Below are 22,121 nucleotides of genomic sequence, written 5' to 3'. Positions count from 1 at the left end.
ACCGGGTCAGGGCTCAGGCGGCCGTGGTGTGCTTGCGGTGCAGGCCCTTGTAGTCGTAGTAGCGGGTGATGATCGTGCCCGCGACGACGGCGATCGTGATGCCGAGCAGCGACATCCAGATGCCGCGGTCGAGACCGGCGGCGTAGCCGGCGTCGAAGTACAGGATCGAGCGGACGCCGAGGAACACCTGGTGCATCGGCTCGAATTCGGCGAGCCACGCGAGGTAGGTCGGGGTCGCCTCGATCGGGACGGTACCGCCGGAGGAGGGCAGGCCGAGGATGACGAACAGCGTCAGGTTCACCAGCAGCCCCGCGGTACCGAGGGCGGCCAGCGTCATCAGGGCGGTCCAGCCGACCGCGATCATGGCGAGCACCGAGAACAGGACCAGGGCGAGCGGATTGTCGATCGGCATGCCGACCGCCTTGCCCACCAGCAGGAACACCAGCGAGGCGATGACCGCGACCAGTGCCGATATCCCCCACTTGATGAGCAGCGTGTGAAAGCGCGAGATCGGAGTGGGGGGATAGTGCACCGACCACGGGCCGTACTCGGTGGGAAGGAAACCGAGTTGGGCATCGACCATCGTGTGGATCACCATCGCCCCGACCATGCCGGCCAGCAGCAGGAGCAGTGAGAAGAAGAACGCCGTCAGGCCGATGCCGGTGCCGCTCGGCAGCGGACGGAAGTCCTGCGCGACCACGTCGATCGGACTCTCGAGGGTGAGCATCGCCGCGCCGGACACCTGCGGCGGCGGTGCGCCCGCCGGCGTCTCGGCCAGGGTGGCCCGTACCTGCTCGGTCAGTTGGAGGCCGACCTGTTTGTCGACCTCGGTCAGCGCCTGGTTGCCGATGCGCTGCATGATCCCGACGCCGTAGGCGCCCATGCGCGGGTTGGCTTGCAGGGTGATGATCGGCCGTTCCATCTCGCCGGGCACGATGCTGCCCGTGCCGAGAATGCCCAGGCGTTTGCTGAAATCGCCGGGGATGATGATCGCGCCGTAGATCTGTCCGGTGCGCAGCAGCTGTTCGGACTCCGATTTTCCGACGACGTGCAGGTCTACCTTGTCGGCGGGGATACCGGCGACGAGTGCGTCGGCGACCTGCTTGCCGAAATTGACCTGCTTGGTCTGCTCGCCCGAACCCATCACGTCGCCGACATCGGAATTGACCAGCGCGATCGGGAAGTCGTGCAGATTCTCCTCCGGGTCGGCGATATAGCCGAGGTACATCACCCCGAGCAGGGCGGTGAGCAGGGTCAGCACCGCAGTGGGCGAGAGCACGATCCGAGCCCAATGGCGCCGACCCAAGGTCGGTGTGGCGAACGTCGCTTCGCTTGCGGGCGTCTGCTCGGGATCAATCGGCTTCGCGCCGGTGTTCTCACTATCCGACCCGGTTCCACCGGCTGCAACGTGTGCACTGTCGTCCGTCGTCACGATCCGCACCGTAACAGCCTTTTGTGGCGATCGGCGGGTTCGTGACCGGCGGATTGCTGCCGGGATGCGAGCGCGCGTACTACCTGCCCATGATTCACCCGTAGACTGAGTACTGCCCCCAGCCCGCCCGAACAGGGAGCAAACGGTGACCGACGTCGATCCTACGATCGTCCCCACGCCCCATACCCCCGACGAGATCGAACACGACCCTCGTGAGGAGTGTGGCGTCTTCGGCGTCTGGGCTCCCGACGAAGACGTGGCCAAGCTCACTTACTATGGCCTGTACGCCCTGCAGCATCGCGGGCAGGAGGCGGCCGGAATCGCCGTTTCCGATGGTTCCCAGATCCTCGTCTTCAAGGATCTCGGCCTGGTCTCCCAGGTCTTCGACGAGCAGACCCTCGCGGCCATGCCGGGGCATATCGCCGTCGGACACTGTCGCTACTCCACGACCGGTGGAGTCACCTGGGAGAACGCGCAGCCGATATTCCGCACCACCTCGGTCGGCTCCGGTCTGGCGCTGGGCCACAACGGCAACCTGGTGAACACCGCTGAATTGGCCGGTCGCGCACGCGAACTCGGCCTGATCGGCACCGGTGTGATCGATGGCCGCCCGCAGATGACCGGCGCCACCTCCGACTCCGACATCGTCACCGCGCTGCTGGCGCACGCCTCGGCGGATTCCAGCATCGAGGCCGCGGCGATGGAACTGCTGCCGCAGTTGCGCGGCGCGTTCTGCCTCACGTTCATGGACGAGCACACCCTCTACGCCGCGCGTGACCCGCACGGCGTGCGCCCGTTGGTATTGGGCAGGCTCGATCGTGGCTGGGTCGTCGCGTCCGAGACCGCCGCGCTCGACATCGTCGGCGCCGCGTTCGTCCGCGAGATCGAGCCGGGCGAGCTGCTGGCCATCGACTCCGAGGGCGTGCGCTCGATGCGCTTCGCCAACCCCGAACCCAAGGGTTGCGTCTTCGAGTACGTGTATCTGGCCCGTCCCGACACCACGATCGCCGGTCGCTCGGTGCACTCCACCCGTGTGGAGATCGGCCGCAAGCTGGCCAAGGAGCATCCGGTCGATGCGGATCTGGTGATCCCGGTGCCCGAGTCGGGTACGCCCGCCGCGGTCGGTTACGCCCAGGGCTCCGGCATTCCGTACGGCCAGGGTCTGATGAAGAACGCCTACGTGGGCCGCACCTTCATCCAGCCCAGCCAGACGATCCGTCAGCTGGGTATCCGGCTCAAGCTCAACCCGTTGAAGGAAGTGATCCGCGGCAAGCGACTGATCGTCGTCGACGACTCCATCGTGCGCGGCAACACCCAGCGCGCGCTGATCCGCATGCTGCGCGAGGCCGGTGCGCTCGAGATCCACGTGCGTATCGCGTCGCCGCCGGTGAAGTGGCCCTGCTTCTACGGCATCGACTTCGCCTCGCGCGCGGAGCTGATCGCCAACGGCACCGGCGCCGACGACAGCTACGCCGACATGGTCGAGAACGTGCGCCGCTCCATCGGCGCCGACACTCTCGGCTACGTCTCCACCGCGGGCATGATCGCCGCCACCGAACAGCCGCGCTCGCGACTGTGCACCGCCTGCTTCACCGGCGACTACCCGATCGAACTGCCGCCGGAGGCCGCGATCGGCAAGAACGTGCTCGAGGGGATGCTCTCGGGCAAGGCCGAGTCGAAGCTGCTCGGCGAGAACGCCAATGTGGACGCGCTCAGTCGTCCCTGACGCCGCACACGAGGGGTCGGACAGGATAAACCTGTTCGGCCCCTTTTGTGTTGTGTACGAAGGTAATTCCGGTAACCGGTAATTTCGTAAGATTAGTTCATAACATGGCGGCAATAATTCGGACCATTTGAAACTGGGCGGTAATGGTTCACCTGTACGGTCCCTCGTTATATCGCTAGCTCACCATGTAGTCGTCGCCTCTGTGATCCGGGGGCGGCGACTGCGCGGCGTTCGAGAATGGGACCTGATGTTGAACAAGGCACGAAGCATGCGCGCGAAACGAATTGCCGCGGTGGGGGTTACCGCCGCTGTCGCCGCCGCGCTGGCCGGTTGTGGCTCCGGCCGCACCGATGAAGCGGGCTCCGGTGCGGGCCTGGTCGTCGGCACCACCGACAAGATCTTCTCGCTCGACCCGGCCGCGGCGTACGACAACGGTTCGCTGCTGGTGGAGAACCAGATCTATTCGTATCTACTGAACTTCGCACCGGGTGATACCACGCCCAAACCCGATGCGGCGGAAAAGTGCGAATTCACCACTCCGACGGTCTACACCTGCAAGATCAAATCCGGGCTGAAATTCGCCAGCGGTAACCCGTTGACCGCCAAGAGCGTGAAGTTCTCCTTCGACCGGATGGTGAAGATCAACGATCCGCACGGTCCCGCGTCGCTGCTCGGCAATCTCGACAAGACCGATGTGGTCGACGATCTCACCGTCGCGTTCACCCTGAAGGTCGCCAATGATCAGACCTTCCCGACGATCCTGCCGACCCAGGCGGGCCCGATCGTCGACGAGCTGGTCTTCCCAGCCGACAAGGTCGCCACCGACGACGAGGTCGTCGCGGCCAAGGGCTACTCCGGCCCGTACACGATCTCCAGCTACGACAAGAACAAGCTGGTGGAATACCGGGCCAATCCCGACTACCAGGGCATCCTCGGCACGCCGAAGACCGCGACGGTGTCGACCAAGTACTACGCCACCTCCGACAACCTGAAGCTGGACCTGCAGAACGGCGCCATCGACGTCGGCTACCGCTCGTTCACCCCCACCGACATCGACTCCCTGCGGACCGATTCCAAGGTGAAGGTCACCGACGGCCCCGGCGGCGAGCTGCGCTACGTGGTGTTCAACATGAACACCATGCCGGGCAATACGCCGGCGCAGAAGCTGGCCGTGCGCAAGGCATTCGCGTCCTCCGTCGACCGTGAGGCGCTGGCCAACGGTGTCTACAAGGGCACCTACCAGCCCGCCTTCGGCTACGTCCCCTCGGGCATGGCCGGGTCGGCCGAGCCGCTGAAGGATCTCTACGGCGCCAAGCCCGACAAGGTCGCCGCCGCGAAGTACCTCGCCGAAGCGGGCATCGCCACCCCGGTGACGCTGAACCTGCAGTACAACCCCGACCACTACGGCTCCAGCTCCTCGGAGGAGTACGCGGCGGTCAAGTCCCAGCTCGAGGCCTCGGGTCTGTTCAAGGTGAACCTGCAGTCCACCGAGTGGGTGACCTACCAGAAGGAGCGCGCCTCCGACGGGTACCCGATGTACCAGTTCGGCTGGTTCCCGGACTTCCCGGACGCCGACAACTACCTGACGCCGTTCTTCGGCCCGAACAACTTCCTGCAGTCGCACTTCGAGAACCCCGGCATCAACGCCCAGCTCACCGCCGAGGCCACCGAGTCCGACGCGACCAAGCGGATCGAGTTGCTGAAGAAGATCCAGACCGATCTGGCGCAGAACCATCTGCCGACCCTGCCGTTGCTCTCGGGTAAGCAGGTCGCGGTGTCGAAGCCGGGCGTCAGCGGTGTGGATCAGACCCTCGACGGCTCCTTCAAGTTCCGGTTCACGGTCCTGAGCAAGTGAGTGACGTTGCCGCTGCGCCCGGATCACCGATCCGGGCGCAGCGTTTCGGGTGGATGCGCGGCGGGGGTTCCCGCCAGGTGGCTTTGCTGCGGTACCTGCTGATTCGGCTGTTGCTGATTCTGCCGACCGCGTGGTTGCTGGTGACAGTGGTGTTCTTCCTGATGCGGGTGATCGGTGACCCGATCAGCGCGGCCATGGGTGGCCGACTGACCCAGGACCAGATCGAGGAACGCAAGGAAGCCGCGGGGCTCAATCGCCCTATCCTGACGCAGTATTGGGAGTACATCACTGGCTTCCTGCACGGTGATTTCGGCCGGACACAGGACAACCAGGCGATCAGCGATGTGGTGATCACCTACGGTGCCGCCACTTTCGAACTCGTCTTCTGGGGCCTGCTGGTCGCCTTCGCTGTCGGTGTGCCACTGGGCAGATACGCTGCGACACATCGGGATACAGCCTCGGACGCGTTTCTGCGGTTCTCCGCGGTGCTGGCCTACGCGGCCCCGGTGTTCTTCGTGGGCATGCTGTTCAAGCTGATCTTCTCGGTGTGGCTCGGCTGGTTCCCGGTCGGCGGCCGCGCCAGCACGGATGTAGAGCTTGCGCTGCAACATGTCTCGCCGAAGACCAACATCCTGATCGTCGATGCGATCCTCTACGGCGAACCGTCCTATGTGCTCGACGTACTCGAACACGCGGTGCTGCCCGCGGTGGCGCTCGGCTTGCTCACCGGCGGCATCTTCCTGCGGCTGGTGCGGGTGAACCTGATCCAGACGCTGCGCAGTGATTTCGTCGAGGCGGCGCGGGCGCGTGGGTTGTCCACGCGGGTGGTCACCGGCAGGCACGCGGTGCGCAACGCGCTGATCCCGATCATCACGGTGATGGGCATGTGCATCGCGATGATGCTCGGCGGCGCGGTGCTCACCGAGACCACGTTCGAATGGAAAGGCTTGGGCTATCAGCTCGCCGAGTATCTGCGGGCGCGCGACTTCATCGCGGTGCAGGGCATCGTGGCGTTCATCGCGCTGGTCGTCGCGGTGATGAGCTTCGTCGTCGACGCCATCGTCGCGATGATCGACCCGAGGGTGAGGTTCTAGATGACCACCGCTGTGCAACGTCGGCGTCTGCCCGGCGCCGAGCTGCTGTCGAAAACCTCGGGGCTGCAACGAGTCACGCTCATCACCGGATTGGTGCTGGTCGGTGTGTTCGTGTTCGTGGCGGCGTTCGCGCCGTTGCTCGCGCCGTACGGGCTGGCCCAGAACTCCGCTGACGGTGCGGCTTTCGTGCCGCAGCAGGGTCCGTCGGCCGAGCACTGGTTCGGTACGTCGGTGCGTAGCGAGGATGTGCTCTCGCGGGTGCTGTTCGGCGCGCGCACCGCGCTGCTGGTGATCGCGATCTCGGTGACGCTGTCGCTGCTGGTCGGCGTGCCGCTGGGCCTGCTGTCGGGGTTCGTGGGGCGCTGGATCGACAAGACATTGGTGCTGATCATGGACGCCATCTACGCGTTTCCGTCGCTGCTGCTGGCCATCGTAGTGTCGATCGTCGTCGCCGGTGGTACGTCGAGCAGTCTCGGCGGGATGCTGTCGGCGGCCATCGCGATCACGGTTGTCTATGTGCCGCAGTACTTCCGGGTGGTGCGCAATGCGACGGTCGCGGTGAAGACCGAGCCGTACGTGGACGCCGCCCGGGTGACCGGCGCCTCGACGACGCGAATCATGTTCCGCCACATCCTGTCCAACGTCACCGGCTCGCTGCCGGTGATCGTCACGATCAATGCCGCCGACGCCATCCTCACCCTCGCCGCGCTCGGCTTCCTCGGGTTCGGCATCGAGCCGACCCAGGCCGCCGAATGGGGCTACGACCTGAACAAGGCGCTCAACGATGTCTCCAACGGCATCTGGTGGACCTCGATCTTCCCCGGAACCGCGATCGTGCTGGTCGTGCTCGGGATGACGCTGGTCGGCGAGAGCCTCGACGAAACGCTGAATCCGCTGCTGCGCACCAGGCGTGCGGTCACCTCGGCAGACAAGGAAACAGTCGATGAGTGAAAAGACCGCCGCACTGGCTGTTTCGGGACTGTCGGTCACCTTCTCGACCGACAGCGGACCCGTGAACGCGGTGCGCGATGTGTCCTACGAGGTGTTCCCCGGTGAGGTACTCGCGATCGTCGGCGAGTCCGGGTCGGGCAAGTCGGTGAGTTCGCGTACCGCGATCGGGCTGCTGCCGCATTCGGCCTCGGTGCGCGGGCTGGTGACCATCGGCGATCGGCCGGTGACCTCGATGACCGAGCGTCAGCTCACCGCGCTGCGCGGTGGCGAGGTGTCGATGGTGTTCCAGGAACCGGCACGTGCGCTCGATCCACTGTTCACCGTCGGGTTCCAGATCTGCGAGGCACTGCGCGCCCACAGTGGCATGGGCCGAAAAGCCGCCAAGGCCAGGGCGATCGAGCTGTTGCGCACGGTCGGGCTGCCCGATCCCGAGCATCGGGTCGACTACTACCCGCATCAGCTCTCCGGCGGGCAGAAGCAGCGCGTGATGATCGCGATCGCCATCTCGTGCGAGCCGAAGGTGATCATCGCCGACGAGCCGACCACCGCGCTCGATGTCACCGTGCAGGCCGAGATCCTGGAACTGCTGCGCGATCTGCGCGATCGACTCGGCAGCGCGATCGTGCTGATCACCCACAACATGGGCGTGGTGGCCGACCTCGCCGATCGGGTGGTGGTGATGCGCGCGGGCGAGGTGGTCGAACAGGCGCCGGTGCACGAACTGTTCGCCAGTCCGAAGGCCGAGTACACCAGGGCGCTGCTCGATGCCGTTCCGCATCTCGGTGCGGCGACCATCGAGCGGCCCACGATCGATCGGACCGTCGAGCCGGTGCTCGATGTGAAGGATCTGGTCGTCACGTTCCCCGGGCCGTTCGGTCGGCCGGCGTTTCGTGCGGTCGACGGCGTCAGCTTGCAGATCAGGCCGGGGGAGACCCTAGGCTTGGTCGGTGAGTCGGGGTCGGGCAAGTCGACCATCGGGCGCTGTGTGGCCGCGCTGCAACGGCCGAGCGAGGGGCACGTGCTGATTCGCGGGCAGGACATCGCGGATCTGTCCCAGCGCAAGCTGCGGCCGATCCGGCGGCGGTTCGGGTTCGTGTTCCAGGACCCGGCCGGTTCGCTCAACCCGCGCCTGACCGTCGGCGAATGCGTCGCGGAGCCCCTGGTCGTGCACGGCATCGGCGACAAGGCGAGCGTCCGCGCGCGGGTGCGGCACATGCTCGACGACGTGCGGCTGCCCGCGGGCACCGAGAATCGGTACCCGCACGAACTGTCCGGCGGACAGCGTCAGCGGGCCAGCCTGGCGCGGGCGCTGGTGCTCGACCCGGATCTGCTCGTCGCCGACGAGCCGACCAGCGCGCTCGACGTCTCGGTGCAGGCAGCGGTGCTCGAACTGTTCGCCGAACTGCAGCGAGGGTGTGGTTGGGCGTGTCTGTTCATCAGCCACGACCTCGCCGTCGTCGACCAGCTCGCGGACCGGATCATGGTGCTGCGCGAGGGATCCTGCGTCGAGGAAGGCGACAACGAACAGATCCTGCGCAACCCCCAGCACGAGTACACCCGTCGCCTGGTCGCGGCCGTTCCCGTCCCAGACCCGGTCGAACAGAGGCGCCGGCGCGCAGAGATCGCCGCCACATTCGCCACTGAACCGGGACAATGAGCTGGAGCCGCACGACAGCTGAACTGGCGGATCACTTAGAGTTACTAGGCATCTATCCGCCGATTCGGTTTGGAGCTTTCCCCCACAATGACTGAACAGACACCCAGCGGTGCAGGCGCTTCCTACGCTGCGGCAGGCGTGAGCATCGAAGCCGGTGACCGCGCCGTCGAATTGTTCGGACCATTGGCCAGGAAGGCCAGCCGACCCGAGGTACAGGGCGGTATCGGCGGCTTCGCCGGGCTGTTCGCGCTCAAGGGCGGCTATCGGGAGCCGTTGCTCGCCGCCTCCACCGACGGTGTCGGCACCAAGATCGCCGTCGCCCAGGCGCTGGACAAGCACGACACCGTCGGGCTCGATCTGGTCGCCATGGTCGTCGACGACCTGGTGGTGTGTGGCGCCGAGCCGCTGTTCCTGCAGGACTACATCGCCATCGGCAAGGTGATCCCGGAGAAGGTCGCCGAGCTGGTCTCCGGCATCGCCGAGGGCTGCATCAAGGCCGGTTGCGCGTTGCTCGGCGGCGAGACCGCCGAGCACCCGGGTCTGATGGATCCCGATGACTACGACCTGTCCGCCACCGGCGTCGGTGTCGTCGAGGCCGACGCGGTGCTCGGCCCCGACCGGGTGCGTCCCGGCGATGTCGTCATCGCGATGGGGTCCTCGGGCCTGCACTCCAACGGCTACAGCCTGGCGCGCAAGGTGCTGCTCGACATCGACCGGATGTCGCTCACCGGCTACGTCGAGGAATTCGGCCGCACCCTCGGTGAGGAACTGCTCGAACCGACCCGCATCTACGCCAAGGACTGCCTCGCGCTGATCGCCGAAACCGATGTGCGCACCTTCTCGCACGTCACCGGCGGCGGCCTGGCCGCCAACCTGGCCCGGGTGCTGCCCGCGGGCCTGGTGGCCGAGCTGGATCGTGGCACCTGGAACCCGGCGCCGGTGTTCAAGATGATCGCCCAGCGCGGACGCGTGGAGCGGATCGAGATGGAGAAGACGTTCAACATGGGCGTCGGTATGGTCGCGATCGTGGCGCCCGAGGACGCCGATCGTGCGCTGGCGGTGCTCACTGCCCGCCACATCGACTGCTGGACGCTGGGCCAGGTCAAGAAGGCCGCCGATGTCGCGGCGCCGCGTGCGGTGCTGCTGGGCGATCACCCCAGGTTCTGATCTTTTCGAGTTACCACCGAGCCGGGTCGCGACGAGCGGCCCGGCTCGTGTGCGTCCCGGGTTTGCTCCGGCCACTGAGTGGCTATCCCATAGCTGGAGGGTTCGTGCCCGTCGGCTCGGGGTGGTCGGGGCCTCGAGGCGGCGAACACGACGAGCGTCCTGTGTGTGCACAGGACGCTCGTCGTGTATTCAGGTATTCGCCGTAACTGCTACTACGAGCCTGTCGTCACTCACCTGAGAACGGCTGGAAGGGGGAGGCCCTCAGGCCTCCCCCTTCGTCGCTGTCAGGTCAGCGGCGCCAGCTGTCGTAGCCGTCGTCCTCGTCGTTCCAACGAGACGGCGACTCGTCCGCATCATGCTCATCGGACAGCACTGCTCTACTCCTTGGTTGGGAGTAGGGCGGAGCATCGCTATCCGACAGCTCGCGCTGAAGGCTCGCGAAGTCGGTCGGCGCGGAGCTGTACTTGAGCTCACGTGCGACTTTGGTCTGCTTTGCCTTAGCCCGGCCACGGCCCATGGCTGACCCCCTCGCGTCACTGCGGGGCGGCCTGGGGTTTGTTGGCGGCCCCGTTCGAATTAAACTCTTCCTGACAGACACTTTAGCGTGTGTCAGAGCGTCGCGCTCCCAGGAGTGGGTGAAGACCTGACGAAGCGCCCCGGTTTGCCCCTTCTTCGCCCAGACCGCCCGGTCTCAGATGACTCCCGGAATCGCGCGGATCACACCGACTCTGGCGTCGCCGCCGAGCACCGCGGAGGCCGCGAGCCGGGTGTGCTGATCGGTCCACTCGACGCCGAGTTCGCGCAGAATCGCCAGCGTCAGCGGCATCCGGGCCCGATCGTGACCGTCTTCGATCTTGTACGCGAAGGCCCTTCCGTCGGGTAGCGCACCCGCGTGCACGCCGTCGGCGCCGATCTTGCAGAACAGTCCGGGGGTTGCCGACATGGCCGAGAGATCCGGGCCGCCGGTGCCGGAAATCACTCGTGGATTCGCCCGAACGGCGTCGGCGATCCGGCGCGGCGCGGTGCCGGACTCGGCCGTGGTGAAGCCGGCGAAGGCGCGCGCGAGGTTGATCAGCGAGACGGGCACGATCGGCAGGCCGCAGCCGTCGATACCCAGATCGGTCTCCGGTTCGCCGGTGACGTCGGCGACGGTGGCCAGCACCGCTTGCTGGATCGGGTGCTCGATCTCGAGGTACCCGGTGCGCGGCCAGTCGTTGATCGCGCAGGTCGCCAGCATCGCGGCGTGTTTGCCCGAACAGTTCATGTACAGCGGGCTCTGGCCGTCGCCGGTGATCGCGGCGGCGCGGGCCTTTTCCTCGAAGGGCAGGTCGGGCGGGCAGGCGAGGTCTTCGGCGGTGAAGCCGAAGCGGTCGAGCAGACGACGGACCAGGGCGATGTGGTCGGGCTCGCCGAAGTGGGAGGCGGTGGCGATGGCGAGCTCGTCGTCGTCGACGGGGTCGAAACCGTTGCGCAGCAGGGCCAATGCCTGCATCGGCTTGTTGGTGGAGCGCGGGAAGATCGGGCCGTGGATCTCGCCGAGTTCGAGGGTGGGGGTGCCGAAGGCGTCGAGGATGACGACGGATCCGCGGTGTACGCACTCACGAAAGCCGGAGCGGACGACTTCGACCAATTCGACACTCATGCGCGGGCCTCCACGGCGACGTCGGTGCGGGTTCGGCTGTGGCGGTCGATCTGCATGCGCACATCGGCGGAGATGGTCGGTTCTTCCGCGCGCAGGCGCTCGAGGCGGGCGGGGTCGGCGCCGGTGAACAGGTCGCGCACGGTGATGCCGTGATCGGGAACGTGGACGACGCGGACTTCGTCGCCCGAGCCGATCGTGCCCTCGGTGAGCACCCGGAAGTAGGCGCCGGTGTCGGATCGCAGGGCGAAGCGTTTCACCCACCGCTGCTCGCCCGACCACTGCTGGAAGGTCGCGCAGGGCACCCGGGGCGCGCTGACCTCGAGCAGGGTGTCGCCGATCGCCCAGTGCGCGCCGAGTACCGCGTCGCTGACCGGCAGACCGGTCAGGCGTAGGTTCTCGCCGAACCAGCCCGCGGGCAGTTCGCGATCGAGTTCGCTCGCCCAGCGGCGGGCGTCTTCGTCGGCGTAGGCGTAGACGGCCTGGTCGACGCCGCCGTGGTGGGCGGTGTCGCAGACGTGGTCACCGTTGAGGCCGAGCGCGGCCACGGCTACCCGACCGTCGACCGGACGCTTGTCGATGGCCGTGCGGCCGACGCGGGTGCGTACCTCGATTTCGGCGTGAACGACGCACACGGCCTCGACGCGGCCGGTATCGCCGACGCGCATGACCGGACGGTTCATCGCCCGCGCAACCGGTTGACGGCGGCGCGCCCTGCCTGCTCGGTGTCGTCGGCGGGGATCGAGTCGGGGTCGATGGCCGCGGCCATGTTGCCGACCACCAGTTCGGTGCCCGCGGGGACCGAACGCTTGATCAGAGCCAGGGCGATCGGGCCGAGCTCGTAGTGGTCGACGACGGTACCGAGGCGGCCGACGGTGCGGCCGGCCGCTGTTACGTCGTCACCGGTCGCCGGGCGCTCGTCGGCCGAACCGTCGAGGTGCAGCAGCACGAGACTGCGCGGGGGCTTGCCGAGGTTGTGGACCCTGGCCACGGTTTCCTGGCCGCGGTAGCACCCCTTGTTGAGGTGGACGGCCCCGTGCTCGTCGATGCCGCCGATCCAGCGGGCCTCGTGCGGGATGGTGCGTTCGTCGGTGTCGACGCCGATGCGCGGCCTCAGCGCGGCCACGCGCAGCGCCTCGTAGGCCCACATGCCCGCCGGAGTGGCTCCCGCCTCGGTGAGCCTGGTCCACCACGCCGAGAGCTCGGCACGGGGCACGATCAGATCGAAGGAGTCCGGCATCCGTCGCAGGAATCCACCACCGGGAAGAGCCGCGGCCACGTAGATGTCCGGCAGCTGCGCGATGCCGAGCGCGTCGAGCAGCGTGTCCACTCGCGGGCCCAGCAGGCTCAGCACGGCGTAATCGGGCGCGTCCTCCGGCTTGGCGTCGGCCCAGAAGACCATCTTCTTCAGGAACGCCAGCAGCTCGGCGCCGCGGTCGGCCTCGGTATCGAGCCACAGGGTGCCGTCGAGGTCGGTGACGACGAAGTGATTGAGGACCCGGCCGTTGAGATCGAGGTCGAGAGTCTCGGCGCTGTGCGCGTCGGGCAGCGCGGCGATGTGTTGACTGGTGATGGTGTGCAGCCAGCTCAGGCGCTCGGCGCCGGTGATCTTGGCGAGGCTGCGGTGGGAGCGGTCCACGACCGCGACCTGCTGCGCGGCAGCCTTCTGCTCACCGAACGGGTCACCGTAATGCCAGGCGACCGCGGCGTCCGGAGTGTCGGGAGCACCCGCGACGGCACCCGGCGTATGGAGAACAGGACTGGGGACGACGACCTGTGACACGACACCCACTGTAGGCGCGTCTGCCGACACGCGCCGCACGTGGGCTTCAACGCGACGCGCGTCGCGAGCTCGATTCGATGCAGCCATAGGCATAACAGAGCGATAACGCCTACGCTCGGCGCATGGGAGAACGGGTTCTTGTGACACTCGACGGGACGGTCGCTGACGCGAACGTGCCGTCGCTTTATGCCGACGACATCGGCGCACTTCGCGGCGATGGAGTATTCGAAACGATTTTGGTGCGCGGCGGCACGGCCACCGCGCTGGAATTCCACCTGGCGCGGCTGCGTCGTTCAGCGCAGGCACTGGAACTACCGGAGCCGGGACTGTCGAGATGGCGCACCGCGGTAGAGCTGGCTGTGAAGGAATGGGGATCGGAAGAGGAAGGAATGTTGCGGCTGATCTACACGCGCGGTCGCGACTCGGAATTCGACGCACCGCGCTCGGAACTGGCGCCGGAGGACCCGCAGCCCACCGCGTATGTGCTCGTCTCCCCGGTGCCCGCGCGGGTCGAGACGGCGCGCGCCGAGGGCGTGAAGGTGATGTCGCTGGCGCGCGGCATCTCGGTCGACCTCGCGCAGGCGGCGCCGTGGCAGCTGCTCGGCGCGAAGACGCTGTCGTACGCGACCAATATGGCCGCGCTGCGGTTCGCGCGGCGCATGGGCGCCGAGGACGTGATCTTCCATAGCACCGAACACAAGGTCCTCGAGGGGCCGCGCTCGTCGGTGGTGATCGCCCGCGGCAAGCAACTGATCACCGTGCCCGCCAAGAGCGGCGTGCTGCCCGGCGTCACCCAGCGTGCGCTGTTCAACGTGGCGGAGAAGGCCGGCTGGGAGTGCAAGTACCAGACGCTGTTCACCGCGGACCTCTTCGACTGTGACAGCATCTGGCTGCTGTCGAGTATCACCCTCGCCGCGCGAGTGAACCAGCTCGACGGCGTACGCATGTCGGCGCCCGACAATGCCCAGGAGATCATCGACATGGTCGATCTCGGCATCGAACGGCCGGGGACCATCGGGGACTGGTGATCCCTGTGTGGGGCACGGGTGGGCGTGCCCCTGCGGGAACGGTTTCCGCGTGCCGTGGCGGTTGTCACGCTCGAACGAGGTGAATCCCGGCGTACGATCTACTACAAGTTGTCGTAGTAGATCGGTGGAGGTCGGATGGACACCCTTGATGTCTCCCGGTGGCAGTTCGGGATCACGACCGTCTACCACTTTCTGTTCGTCCCGCTGACCATCGGACTCGCTCCGCTGATCGCGATGATGCAGACCGCCTGGGTGGTCACGGGCAACGAGCGCTGGTACCGGCTCACCAAATTCTTCGGCAAGCTGTTCCTGATCAACTTCGCCCTCGGGGTCGCGACGGGCATCGTGCAGGAATTCCAGTTCGGGATGAACTGGAGCGAATACTCCCGCTTCATCGGCGACGTCTTCGGTGCGCCACTGGCGTTGGAAGCGCTGATCGCCTTCTTCATGGAGTCGACATTCATCGGGTTGTGGATCTTCGGCTGGACCCGGCTGCCTCGACTGGTGCATCTGGCGACGATCTGGATCGTTGCCATCGGGGTGAACGCGTCGGCCTTCTTCATCATCGCGGCCAATTCGTTCATGCAGCATCCGGTGGGCGCTCGGTACAACCCGGAGACCGGACGCGCTGAGCTGGAAAGCATTTGGGCGCTGTTGACCAACAACACGGCTCTGGCCGCGTTTCCCCATGTGGTGGCGGGCGCCTTTCTCACCGCGGGTACTTTCGTGGCGGGCATCGCGGGTTGGTGGATGGTGCGAAACGCGCGCAGTGCCGATCCGGCGAAACTCGAAGAGGCGCAAACAATGTGGCGGCCGGTGGGGCGTTTCGCCCTCGTGGTGGTCGCGCTCTCCGGCGTCGCCTTGATCTTCACCGGTGATATTCAGGGCAAGCTGATGTTCGAGCAGCAGCCGATGAAGATGGCATCGGCGGAATCGTTGTGCCACACGGCGACCGATCCCGACTTCTCCGTTCTCACCGTGGGCACACACAACAATTGCGACAGCGTGATCCACGTGCTCGAGGTGCCCTACGTGCTGCCCTACCTCGCCAAGGGCGAGTTCAGTGGGGTGACGCTCGACGGTGTGGTCGATCTACAGAAGACCTACAACGTCGCCTACGGGCCCGGCGACTACCGGCCCAACCTGTTCGTCACCTACTGGTCCTTCCGCGCCATGATCGGGCTGGCAGGTGGGTCGGTGCTGCTGCTGTTGGCCGGGTTCTGGGTGACGCGCGGTGGCCGGGTGCCGAATCAGCGCTGGTTCTCCTGGCTGAGCCTGCTCGCGATCCCCACGCCGTTCCTGGCCAATGCCGCCGGGTGGGTCTTCACCGAGATGGGGCGTCAGCCGTGGGCGGTGGCGCCCAATCCGACCGGCGACCCGAACATTCGAATGACGGTGCAGCAGGCGGTCTCCGAACACGATGCCACGACCGTGCTGTTCTCGCTGGTGGTGTTCACGTTGCTCTACGGCGCGCTCGCGCTGGTGTGGTTCTACCTGATGCGCCGGTATGTCGTGGCGGGGCCGGACACGCAGACGCACGCCGAGAATTCGACCGACTCGGATACTCCCCAACTTTCCTTCGCGTACTAGGAGCCGACGATGGGTCTGCAACAGTTCTGGTTCCTCTTGATCGGCGTGCTGTTCACCGGCTACTTCGTGCTGGAGGGATTCGACTTCGGGGTGGGCATGCTGATGCCGATTCTCGGTAAGGGGTCCGATACGCGCAGGCGCGTGGTGCTCAATACGATCGGGCCGGTCTGGGACGGCAACGAGGTGTGGCTGATCACCGCGGCCGGTGCGCTGTTCGCGGCGTTTCCCGAGTGGTACGCCAGCATGTTCTCGGGGTTCTATCTGGCGCTGCTGCTCCTGCTGGTCGCGTTGATCCTGCGGGTGTGCGCGATCGAATACCGGGGCAAGATCAATGATCCGCGATGGCGGGCCTGGTGCGATATCGGGATCGGTATCGGGTCGTGGATTCCGGCGCTGGCCTGGGGCTGGGTGTTCGCGAATATGGTGCGTGGCGTGCCGTTGAACGCGGAGAAGCAGATGGTCGGATCGGTGGGGGATCTGCTCAGCCCGTACGCGTTGCTCGGTGGGTTGGCTACCGCTGTGCTGTTCGCGCTGCACGGTGCGGTGTTCCTGATGCTCAAGACCGCCGGTGAGGTTCGGACCGACGCTGTGCGGATTGCCAAGTCGCTGCTGATTCCCACCGTGGTGGTGGTCGGCGGATTCGGATTGTGGACTCAGCTCGCCTATGGCGCCGGGTGGACCTGGATCGTTCTGGTGACTGCTGTGCTCGGACTCGTGCTCGCCGCGATGACGAATATCGCGGGGCGTGATGGATGGGCCTTTGTCGGCACGACACTTACCGTTGTCTCGGTGACGGTGTTGATCGTCGGGTCGATGTTTCCGAATGTGCTGCCCTCGACCATCAGCCCGCTCTACGACCTCACCATCTACAACGCGTCGTCGACGCCGTATACGTTGAAGGTGATGAGCTGGGCGGCGGTGATCGCGACGCCGGTGGTGCTGATTTATCAGGGATGGACCTATTGGGTGTTCCGGCAGCGGATTCGGGTCGAACAGATTCCGCCGCCGGTGGGTTTGCCGCGCAGCGGTAAGGGCTGACCGATGGCGTCGGCCCTGCCTCGGGTAAGTGTCGCTCGCGAAAGGTCGGACGCTGTGGTGTCGGAGAGCTTGTCGCAGGATGGACCGGGGCCGGGCGAGGGGACGCCGAAACGGTCGCGGCGCGGACCGGTGGATCCGCGGCTGTGGCGGTACGCGCGGTCGGCGCGGCCGCATCTGGTGATCGCTGTCGCGCTGGCGCTGGTGATCACGGCGACGATCGTGGTGATCGCCATCGTGCTGGGACGCGTGCTCGCCGGGGTCATCACGGATCCGAGCAAGCGTGAGTTCGGTGCGTGGACCACGGAATTGGCTGTACTCGCGGGAGCCGTCGCGGTGCGGGGGCTGGCGAGTTGGTGGCAGGCGCGGTTGGCTCATCGAGCCGGCAGCGCGGTGGTCGCGGAGCTGGAGACGGCGGTGCTGCGGGCAGGCGCCGAACTGCCGCCGCGGGAACTGGACGTACGGCGAACCGAGATCGCGGTCGTCGTCGGCAACGGTCTCAGCGGTTTGCGTGGGTGGTTCACCGGTTATCTGCCCGCGCTGTTGCTGGCCTGTCTGGTGCCGCCGGTGGTGTTGGTGGTCATCGCCCTGCACGATCCGACCTCGGCGTTGATCGCGGTGATCACCGTGCCGTTGATCCCGGTGTTCATGGTGCTGATCGGGCTGCTCACCCAGGGTCGAGCCGAGGCGACGCTGGCGGCGACCACCCGGTTGTCGGACCAGATTCTGGACCTTTTCGCGGGCATGCCCACCCTGCGCGCCCTCGGCCGCGAGGGGGCGGACGGTCCTTCGATGGTGAATCAGGTACAGGCCCTCGGCGATTCGCTGCGACAGCGGACCATGCGCGCGCTGCGGATCGCCTTCCTGTCCTCGATGGTGCTGGAAAGTCTCGCGACGCTGAGTGTCGCGCTGATCGCGGTGGCGATCGGGCTGCGGTTGGTGTTCGGGGAGATGGCGCTGTACAGCGGGCTGGTGGCGTTGATTCTCGCGCCGGAGGTGTACTGGCCGCTGCGGCAGGTGGGGGAGAAGTTCCATGCGGCGCAGGACGGAATGGCCGCGGCTGACCGGGCTTTCGCGGTGCTCGAACCGCCCCGGCGGGCCGAGCCGGCGCCTCCTCGCGCCGCCTGGGGCGAGGTCATCGCCTCCGGCAGCCGGACGGTGGCCGTGGCCGGACTACCTGATGTGGGTGTCGGGCCTGCGCGAATCACCTTGCGTGGTTTGTCTGTTGCCGCCAGGACAGGCGTCGCGCCCGATCGATTGACGGCCGAGCTCGACCCCGGACTGGTGACCGTCCTGACCGGGCCGAACGGGTGCGGGAAATCGACCACGGTGCAAGCGATTCTGGGGCTGGCCGAACCCGATGAAGGCGCCGTCTTCGTCGACGGCACCGATGTTCGTGAACTCGACCTCGACAGCTGGTGGAGTCGGATCGCCTGGTTGCCACAGCGGCCGGTGCTGGTTCCCGGAACCTTGCGCGAGAATGTCGAGTTGCTCGGGGCCGTCCCGGACCCGACCGCCGATGATCTTCGATCCGTCAGCGCCGCAACGGGATTCGAGAGCGTGCTGGCCGAACTCCCCGACGGCTGGAACACCGTTGTCGGTCAGAACGGCACCGGGCTCTCCCTAGGCCAACGCCAACGCCTCGCCCTCACCCGCGTCCTCGCCGCCCACCGCCCGATCCTGCTCCTCGACGAACCCACCGCCCACCTCGACCCCGAGAGCGAGCAGCGCGTGCTCACCGCCCTGCGCGAATACGCCGCCGCCGGCGCGACCGTCGTGGTCGTCGCCCACCGTCCGACCGTGCTGGCAGCGGGCGATGTGGTGATCGAGGTCGTCGCGGGGCACACGCCTTCAGTCGTCGCGCCGGATTCGGTGGCGACGAGCAACTCCGCCGGTCGCGGGTACGGGGTGGAGGTCTCATGATCGGCGATCTGCGGGAGATGTGGCGGCTGCTGGCGTTGCCGCCCGCGCGGGTCGCGGTGGCGATCGCCTGGGGCGTGGCGGCGTTGGGCAGTGGGCTCGGGTTGGCCGCGCTCGCCGCGTGGTTGATCGCGCGGGCCTGGCAGATGCCGCCGGTGCTGGATCTGAGCGTCGCGGTGGTCGCGGTGCGGGCGCTCGGTATCTCGCGAGGTGTGTGCCGGTATCTGGAGCGTCTGGCCACCCACGATGTGGCGCTGCGGGCGATGACAACGGCCCGGACCTCGGTGTATCGCACGTTGGCGCAGTCGGATGTCTGGTGGTGGCGAGACCGGAGCCGCGCTGACCTGCCATCGGGCTCGGGTCGTGTGGTGCGGCGCGGGGATGTGCTCGTCCGGATCGGTGCTGATATCGACGATCTCGGGGCGGTGGTTGTTCGGGTGCTGGTGCCGGTGGCCGTCGCCGTGGTGTTGTCGCTGGCCGCCGTGGGGCTGATCGCGACGATCTCGCCGTTGGCGGCGGTGATCCTTGCTGTCGCGCTGGGGGTTTCGGGGATTCTCGCGCCGTGGATGTCGGCGGTGGCCGCGCGAGAGGCCGAGCGGGCGGTGCGGGTCGATCGGGCAGAGTTCACCGCCGAGGGGCTCACGGTGCTCGATCATGCTGCCGAGCTCCGTGTCGCGGGGCGGCTGGATGCGGCCCTCGCGGTGGCGGACAAGGCTTCTCGGCGTGCGGTGATCGCGGAGGATTCGGCTGCCTCGCGGAGTGCGTGGGCGGCCGCGGCCACTCCGCTGTCGATCGGGGTCAGCGCGTTCGGTGCGCTGCTGGTCGGCATCGCCGCCTACGGGCCGACCGGCGGGCTCCCTGGCGGCATGACCCCGATGGCTTTGACGATCCTGGTGCTGGTCCCGCTGTCGGCCTTCGAAGCCGTGGGCGCGCTTCCCGCCGCCGCGACCACACTCACCACTTCCCGTGCGGCCCTGCATCGCCTCCGCGGCATCTCGGTAGGAACCCGCGGCACTGTCGGCGCCGAGAGCGAGCGCCGCGAGTGGGCAGCGGTCGAGGCTGCTCCGGTTGACGTCGACCGGGGAGTTGTGGGGATTCGAGAACGCGCCCGGTCGGTGGTCGCTGACCAGGGACCGGTGGCCACGGCCAGGCGGATCCCGATGCCGACGGGGTCGCGGGTGGTCGTTGTCGGACCGAGTGGGGCGGGCAAGACGACGCTGCTGATGGCGTGGGCCGGCCTGTTCGATACGCCTCGGGACGGGGTCACGTTCTTCGCGGAGGACGCGCACCTGTTCGGCACCTCGATTCTGGAGAATCTGCGAGTGGCGCGCGGTGACCTCACCCTCGACGAGGCCGAAAGCGCGATGCGCACAGTCGGTCTCGGCCCCTGGCTGGATTCGCTGCCGGACGGTCTGCACACCTCGCTCACCGCGGGTGCGGCCGCCGTATCCGGTGGACAACGGCGCCGCATCCTGCTGGCCCGCGCCCTCGTCGCCCCCGCGCACACGCTGCTCCTCGACGAGCCGACCGAACACCTGGCCGCCGCCGAAGGCGATCAACTCCTGCGCGAGCTCCTTGATGTGGACAGCGGTCTCGTCGGTCCCGATCGCACCGTTGTCGTTGTCACCCACCAACTCCCGCGCGGGCACGGAGCCGACACCGTCGTCACCGTCGATGCGACCGGCACCTGCCACATCGAACATCCCCATGCCGCGACATCCTCGGCAACCTGACGCATACACCCAGGTCAGCATCACAATTAATTCCATTGCCGACCGCGCCGAGCGCGGCTAGATTCATCAGTACACAAGAGAGGAGGTGGTCTGAAGAATGTATGTTCATCGGATGCGTGAGGTGGCTGCCCGCTAGCAGCTCCACTGCGGGAGATTCCCCAGCGGTGCGCTGAGCGAATCCCAGGCAGTCACCCGACCCCCGAGCCCCCGGACGATCCAACCGGGACCATCGCGTTCAGAGAACGTGGCGGAACGGCTCGGGGGTCGCTCCATGTCAGGACGAAAACGGCCCGCCCGGAAAGATCTGGACGGGCCGTTCGCGAAGAATCTCAGCCGATGTAGCGGACCAGCCGTGCCGACAGGCGGGGGACGAGAGCGCCGTCGGGGTCTACGCGTTCTTCCACGTAGGCGAGGTCGCCGTTCTCGACGATGCCGTAGAGGCGCTTCGCGCCGCCCACCACCACGCCGGAGGTGCTGCGGATGGAGACGTCGGTCGCGAGCTCCCAGGAGGCATGGTTGCGGGCCTGGCCGTAGTACAGCTCGATGACGCCGTTGCTGTGGGTGAGCAGGAGTTCGAGCATTTCGTCTGCGCCCTCGCCGCCGACCCGCCAGTAGCCGCTCTCGCGCAGGTCGGGACCGGTGTATTCGCCCTCGGCGTCGAGTTTCCAGGTCTGCGATTCCCAGGCGAGGTAGTCGCCGCCGTCGTGGGAGACGATGATCTGCTGGCCGAATCGGTAGTCGCCCTCGGCGGGGTGGTTGCCTTCGCCCTCGCCGCGCCACACGCCGACCAGCGGCAACAGGGCGAGCATGGCGTGGTTCAGATCGGGGCCGAGGCGCAGATTGGCCGTGTCCTCGGGCAGCGGAAGACCAGGCAGCACCGAAATGTTTCGGGCGCCGGTCTCTTTGGCCCGTTCAGCCGCGACATTCACTGCCTCGTCGCCACTACGACGCTCGGCCGGAGCGCCTTGCTCGTTGCTCGCTCGCTCGGCCGGTTCGTTACCTTCGCCAGCGAGCCCGCTCATGACTCGGTGAAGAGGCGGTAGAGGACGTAAAGGCCGAACCAGCCGATGAGAATCGACACGGCAACAAGGAGTACCTCGAAGAAGATGACCACAATCGGAGTCTAGCTACTCCCGGCAACGGATACGAAAACGGCCCTGGTAGTTCCCGCACAGGAACTACCAGGGCCGTTGTGAGCTTCTTACTTCGCGACCGCGACATCCACAGCGTGGATGCCCGCGCCCTCGGGGCTGATCTCGGCGGAGCCGTTGCCCGACGAGGACAGCGCGCGCAGGGTCCACGAACCCGGCGCGGCGAAGAAGCGGAAATCACCGGTGCCGGAGGCGACGACCTCGGCGGTGAAGTCACCGTTGCCGTCGAGCAGACGCACGAACGCGCCGCCGACGGGCTGGCCGTCGGTGCTCAGGACACGGCCGGTGATGACCGTTTCCTTCTCCACATCGACGCCGGCCGGAATGGCCTGACCCTGGGTAGGTGCTGCACACATATTG

18 protein-coding genes are annotated in these 22,121 nt (G+C 66.9%); 11 read left to right on the top strand and 7 right to left on the bottom strand.

The features are described from left to right. Positions 1-13 precede the first annotated feature (13 nt). Entirely contained in the window at positions 14-1,432 is a 1,419-nt protein-coding gene (locus NS1_RS06885; RefSeq protein WP_307618689.1) for a YhgE/Pip domain-containing protein, read from the bottom strand. Positions 1,433-1,577: 145 nt separating this feature from the next. Here NS1_RS06885 and purF point away from each other — a divergent pair, with 145 nt between their 5' ends. The 6 genes from purF (at position 1,578) to purM (ending at position 9,882) form a co-directional block, all read left to right on the top strand. Further along, the gene (gene purF, locus NS1_RS06880) at positions 1,578-3,158 is read left to right on the top strand and encodes an amidophosphoribosyltransferase (protein ID WP_062982663.1); all 1,581 of its coding nucleotides are present in this window, start codon (positions 1,578-1,580) and stop codon (positions 3,156-3,158) included. Positions 3,159-3,426: 268 nt separating this feature from the next. After that, a complete protein-coding gene (locus NS1_RS06875) occupies positions 3,427-5,013 on the top strand; it encodes an ABC transporter substrate-binding protein (protein WP_084503580.1) in 1,587 nt (528 codons plus the stop codon). A gap of 53 nt (positions 5,014-5,066) precedes the next feature. Further along, on the top strand, positions 5,067-6,107 hold the full coding sequence (locus tag NS1_RS06870; RefSeq protein ID WP_062982661.1) for an ABC transporter permease: 1,041 nt from the start codon (positions 5,067-5,069) through the stop codon (positions 6,105-6,107). Beyond that, positions 6,108-7,058, top strand: a complete 951-nt coding sequence (locus NS1_RS06865) for an ABC transporter permease (RefSeq protein WP_062982660.1) — start codon at positions 6,108-6,110, stop codon at positions 7,056-7,058. It begins immediately after the preceding gene. Then, complete coding sequence (locus NS1_RS06860; RefSeq protein ID WP_062982658.1) at positions 7,051-8,715, top strand: ABC transporter ATP-binding protein; 1,665 nt, start codon at positions 7,051-7,053, stop codon at positions 8,713-8,715. Before NS1_RS06865 ends, NS1_RS06860 begins: the two co-directional genes overlap by 8 nt. An 87-nt stretch (positions 8,716-8,802) precedes the next feature. After that, positions 8,803-9,882: a phosphoribosylformylglycinamidine cyclo-ligase gene (purM, locus tag NS1_RS06855; protein WP_056818742.1), complete on the top strand. Its 1,080-nt coding sequence runs from the start codon at positions 8,803-8,805 to the stop codon at positions 9,880-9,882. Between the two features lie 289 nt (positions 9,883-10,171). Here the strand turns inward: purM and NS1_RS38900 are convergent, their stop codons facing one another. The 4 genes from NS1_RS38900 to ygfZ form a co-directional block, all read right to left on the bottom strand. Beyond that, entirely contained in the window at positions 10,172-10,399 is a 228-nt protein-coding gene (locus NS1_RS38900) for a DUF3073 domain-containing protein (protein ID WP_084503561.1), read from the bottom strand. Positions 10,400-10,573: 174 nt separating this feature from the next. Next, a complete protein-coding gene (locus NS1_RS06850; RefSeq protein ID WP_062982656.1) occupies positions 10,574-11,524 on the bottom strand; it encodes an asparaginase in 951 nt (316 codons plus the stop codon). After that, the gene (locus NS1_RS06845) at positions 11,521-12,189 is read right to left on the bottom strand and encodes an MOSC domain-containing protein (RefSeq protein ID WP_062982859.1); all 669 of its coding nucleotides are present in this window, start codon (positions 12,187-12,189) and stop codon (positions 11,521-11,523) included. The genes NS1_RS06850 and NS1_RS06845 overlap by 4 nt, the downstream gene beginning before the upstream one ends. Positions 12,190-12,200: 11 nt before the next feature. Then, positions 12,201-13,304, bottom strand: a complete 1,104-nt coding sequence (gene ygfZ / locus NS1_RS06840; protein ID WP_255284446.1) for a CAF17-like 4Fe-4S cluster assembly/insertion protein YgfZ — start codon at positions 13,302-13,304, stop codon at positions 12,201-12,203. A gap of 122 nt (positions 13,305-13,426) precedes the next feature. Between ygfZ and NS1_RS06835 the strand changes: the two genes are divergently transcribed. The 5 genes from NS1_RS06835 to cydC all read left to right on the top strand — a co-directional run bounded on the left by NS1_RS06835 (position 13,427) and on the right by cydC (position 20,610). Beyond that, the gene (locus NS1_RS06835; RefSeq protein WP_056818736.1) at positions 13,427-14,332 is read left to right on the top strand and encodes an aminodeoxychorismate lyase; all 906 of its coding nucleotides are present in this window, start codon (positions 13,427-13,429) and stop codon (positions 14,330-14,332) included. 135 nt (positions 14,333-14,467) lie between these two features. After that, entirely contained in the window at positions 14,468-15,922 is a 1,455-nt protein-coding gene (locus NS1_RS06830; RefSeq protein WP_062982652.1) for a cytochrome ubiquinol oxidase subunit I, read from the top strand. 9 nt (positions 15,923-15,931) lie between these two features. Then, positions 15,932-16,960, top strand: coding sequence for a cytochrome d ubiquinol oxidase subunit II (cydB, locus tag NS1_RS06825; protein WP_062982650.1), 1,029 nt, complete (start codon positions 15,932-15,934; stop codon positions 16,958-16,960). A 3-nt stretch (positions 16,961-16,963) separates the two neighbouring features. Then, positions 16,964-18,880, top strand: coding sequence for a thiol reductant ABC exporter subunit CydD (cydD, locus tag NS1_RS06820; RefSeq protein ID WP_084503559.1), 1,917 nt, complete (start codon positions 16,964-16,966; stop codon positions 18,878-18,880). Further along, entirely contained in the window at positions 18,877-20,610 is a 1,734-nt protein-coding gene (gene cydC / locus NS1_RS06815) for a thiol reductant ABC exporter subunit CydC (protein ID WP_084503558.1), read from the top strand. The genes cydD and cydC overlap by 4 nt, the downstream gene beginning before the upstream one ends. Before the next feature lie 329 nt (positions 20,611-20,939). Here the strand turns inward: cydC and NS1_RS06810 are convergent, their stop codons facing one another. Beyond that, a complete protein-coding gene (locus tag NS1_RS06810; RefSeq protein ID WP_062982648.1) occupies positions 20,940-21,632 on the bottom strand; it encodes a heme-binding beta-barrel domain-containing protein in 693 nt (230 codons plus the stop codon). Positions 21,633-21,811: 179 nt separating this feature from the next. Further along, entirely contained in the window at positions 21,812-22,117 is a 306-nt protein-coding gene (locus NS1_RS06805; RefSeq protein ID WP_056818727.1) for a DUF1416 domain-containing protein, read from the bottom strand. Between the last annotated feature and the right edge of the window lie 4 nt (positions 22,118-22,121).

This window comes from Nocardia salmonicida NBRC 13393, from assembly GCF_001613085.1.
Taxonomy (GTDB): Bacteria; Actinomycetota; Actinomycetes; order Mycobacteriales; family Mycobacteriaceae; genus Nocardia; species Nocardia salmonicida.
This window is presented reverse-complemented; position numbering and strand designations above follow the sequence as displayed.